Annotated in this window: 3 protein-coding genes; 2 read left to right on the plus strand and 1 reads right to left on the minus strand. The window is 60.6% G+C overall.

Translation table 11 applies throughout. The features are described 5' to 3' along the window. Positions 1 to 1,428: glycoside hydrolase family 20 zincin-like fold domain-containing protein (locus tag ELR45_RS33920; protein WP_165368346.1), on the minus strand; the 1,428-nt coding region annotated here is incomplete at its 3' end. A 573-nt stretch (positions 1,429 to 2,001) separates the two neighbouring features. On the opposite strand from ELR45_RS33920, the gene ELR45_RS33925 reads away from it, so the two are divergent. Both ELR45_RS33925 and ELR45_RS33930 read left to right on the plus strand, forming a co-directional pair. Next, positions 2,002 to 2,763, plus strand: a complete 762-nt coding sequence (locus ELR45_RS33925; protein WP_129670224.1) for an SDR family NAD(P)-dependent oxidoreductase — start codon at positions 2,002 to 2,004, stop codon at positions 2,761 to 2,763. Between the two features lie 101 nt (positions 2,764 to 2,864). Next, entirely contained in the window at positions 2,865 to 3,617 is a 753-nt protein-coding gene (locus ELR45_RS33930) for an enoyl-CoA hydratase/isomerase family protein (RefSeq protein WP_276320764.1), read from the plus strand. Positions 3,618 to 3,674 lie beyond the last annotated feature (57 nt).

Here is a 3,674-nt window from a genome sequence, read left to right on the forward strand (position 1 = left end):
GGACCCGTCCAGGTTCCACGCAAGATCGGCCAGCGCCGCATAGTTCATGTGGTCGGCCGGGTCCGGCAACCCGTACGCAAACACGCCATCGACCCGAGCCTCACGCCCTCGACGCAGCACATTCTCAATGTTCGGCAGGAAGTCCTGCTGAAACGTGAACGGAGCAAACCCAGTAGTCGGGCAGCTCCACGTCTCAGTCCGCAATGCATCCGGCGTAGGAACCGGATCGTTGTACTTCCACCACGCGATGGTCGGGCGATGCAACCCAGCGGCATCCACACGGTCGAGATACTCATCAAGCACACCTTCACGGACCAGCGTGTCCTGCCAATGCACCATCGCGACGCCGTACTCGGCGAGCACGTGCCCCACCAGAAGCAAGTACTCCATCAGCAACTGACCAGGCGTCAACTCACGACACCCGGCGCAGCGGCAGTACGGGCTCACCACTCTGGTTCGATCCCCCGGATCAACGTTACGGATCGGATAGTACTCATCCCCAGCGACATGCAGCCGGACGATCTGATTCGGCACCAGGTGCTGACGCGCCAACGCTCGCACCAACAATGCCAGCACCTCGCGAGCACTCGTCCGCGTGACGCAATAGCCATAACCGGTCGGGTTGCCCTCCTCATCGACCGCGGACAACGCCGGCATCAGACGAGGGATCAACGTCGAATGACCCGGACCACCCAGATGCGGGATCACCTCGATCCCCTGGCGCGCCGCGTGCGCAGCGATCTCTCCGAAGAGGTTCTCTTCGAAGATCCTCGGCACGTACCGCAGCTCTACCTCCTGCGCGGTTTCCGGATCCCAGGTCACCATTCGTCGCGGCGTCTTCAGCTCCGGGAAGTCGTCCAACGGCGTGAACAGGTACTCGCTGCGCTCGCCGTGGTGGATATCCCAGCATCCGTAGATGGACAGACCGACAACGTTGAACTTCAGCTGGCCCATCCGGTCCAGAAAGACCTTCCAGTAATCCAGCGTCATCCTGTCCGTCCCGACGATGGACTCCGCGAACACCCCTCGGAGCCTGAACGTGGGACGGTCCACGAGGTCGCCCTCGGGCAAAGCCGCCTTCTCGCCGGTATCCCACAAGTCCACCAGCGTCCGCGTGGCCTGAAGTGCCCCGAGCGCCATACCCGTACTTATCGTGATTCCTTCGCGTCTGATCTGGATGTGGTACTCCTCGGGCTCGAGGGCCGCCTCCTCGAACCGAACGGACATCTGTCCACGTTCCGAAGACCCCTGAAGCAGGGCCAACGTCTCATTGATGCGGTCTTCGTACATTGCCAGAGATGAAGGCATCTTCGTCACGGCCAGTCGTCCCACCGGTATCTCTGCACCAGTCAGCTCGCCCCTGACCGGCTGCGGTATCAGCGGCGGGAGCTCAGCTGTCCTGTCGGCAACAGCGTCGTATTCACGCACCAGTCCAACATCCTTCGCATCGGAAGATCAGCGACACACACCTCTTGCTACTTCGTCTTCCCGCAGCTCGCATAGGAGGCGTGATCCACCACGCTCAGTCTTCACTGACGACTCGTATACATCGACAAGGGCGCATGGCGATGTGGCTCTGGCCTGCGCCAAAGCCTCGTGACCCTTTCGTAGATTCGGTTCGGCATCGCTGACGCCGAAGGTGTACAGAAATAGTAACTTCATACCGCGGTACGCCGCGGTATGATCTGGTCATGGACACAAGAATCATCGCTCGCACCGCGCCAAAGAGCGTTCAGAAGCGGTCGACAGTTGGTGGTAGGGGAGCCCTCATCGCGAGAGTCGTATCTTTCTGCACCATACCCGGTGCTATTCCTCGCCTAGTCCAGCGTTTACTTCTATCGCCGCGTGTATGACAGCACTCGCATCCGCTACCGAATCTCCCCGACATCCAGGTGCCGTCACAACCAGCCGCATCAAAGACGAAGCCGTGCCCAAGAACGCGTAAGGAGGCCATGCTGAGCGGCTTTTCGACCACGGTAGACCCACTGAGAGGAACAGCAGATGCGAATCGAGGGATCCGTTGTCCTCGTGACCGGCGGCGCATCGGGCATGGGACGGGCCAGCGCGCAGGAATTCTCCCGTGCGGGTGCATGCATCGTTCTGTTTGATATCGATGAGCAGGCGGCAGAGAAGACCGCACGTGATATCGGTCCTGATGTCTTACCCATGGGTGTTGATGTTTCCGACCACGACGCCGTAAGCCGAGCCTTCAAGGCAATCGAACGTGAACTGGGCACCGTGAACGTGTGTGTTAACTGCGCAGGTGTTGCTACATCGGGGAAGGTTGTCAGCTCCGACGGAGCCTTGCCTTTGGCCGATTTCCGAAGAGCGATCGAGGTTAACCTCATCGGCACGTTCGATGTCATGCGCCAGTCTGCGGCGCTTATGGTGGGGAACGAACCAGACAGGGAAGGCGAACGTGGAGTCATCATCAACGTCTCATCTGTTGCGGCACTGCAAGGACAACGCGGCCACGTTGCCTACTCTGCGAGCAAGGCCGGCGTTATCGGACTCACGCTCCCGGCCGCTCGGGATCTCGCCGATCACGGAATACGCGTGCTAACAATCGCACCCGGCATCTTTCGGACGGGAATGCACGCTGGCCTGCCGGAAAAGATCACCTCTCGTATGGAATCGTTGACACTCTACCCTCACAGAGCGGGCGATCCTGCCGAGTTCGCGTCGCTGACCAGGCATGTCGTAGAGAACCGATATCTTAACGCCGCGACTCTCCCTCTCGATGCTGGAATACGTCTCATCTGACCCATCGTCACATCCACCTCAGCCAAAGGAGCCGCCCTGTGTCCTCGCCAAGCAAGAGCCCTCCCCAGACCACAGTAGTCTCGCTCGACCAATCCGGCGCTGTGACGTGGATACGCATCAACCACCCTGGCACCATGAACGCTTTGAACCACGAACTGTTGGACGAACTGAACACCTCGTTTGACCATGTCGAGCAGGACGAGTCGACCCGCGCGGTCGTCCTTACGGGCGTCTCCAACGCGTTCTGTGCAGGTGCCGATCTCAAGTCTGCAACGCGATCGGACGGCTCGGTCGACAGCCAACGGTTCCTGAACCTGATCGAACGGATCGGTCGCACTATCGAACGAATCCCGGCTGTAGCGAAGCCGGTCATCGCTGCCGTCAACGGCGTGGCCGCTGCAGGCGGACTGGAACTCATGCTGGCATGCGATGTTGTCATCGCCGCGAAGGGCGCACGGATCGGAGATGCGCACGCCAACTTCGGCCTGGTTCCCGCAGCGGGTGGCGCGACGCGCACGGCTCGGATTGCAGGTCCTATCGTCGCCAAGTACCTGGAGTTCACCGGCACCTTCCCACCGCCCGAAAGCCTGGCCTCATGGGGACTCGTCAATGAGGTCGTCGCAGACGACGAGCTAGAGGCTCGTGCCGAGGCTATCGCTCAGCAGATTGCGGGCAAGAGCTCCACGGGTCTGGCCCACATGAAGCGGCTCGTTGACGAGGGACTCAACCACGCCTTCGCCGAGTCTCTGAGGATGGAACTAGAAGCATTGGCCGAGCAGTCGCGCGCTCCCGACTTCAGCGAAGGCATGGACGCATTTCGTGCGAAACGCACCCCCCACTTCAATGCTCAGTGAGCTACGTCTAATCCACGTTGTCCGCGGTCAGCCCAAGCCGTATCCGCCGTCGACCGA

Origin of the sequence: Phytoactinopolyspora endophytica (assembly GCF_004138495.1) — a bacterium.
Taxonomy (GTDB): domain Bacteria; phylum Actinomycetota; class Actinomycetes; order Jiangellales; family Jiangellaceae; genus Phytoactinopolyspora; species Phytoactinopolyspora endophytica.

Excerpts from the sequence above, each read along its gene's own strand:
- ELR45_RS33925 (WP_129670224.1), top strand. The coding sequence starts at position 2,002 with ATGCGAATCGAGGGATCCGTTGTCCTCGTGACCGGCGGCGCATCGGGC.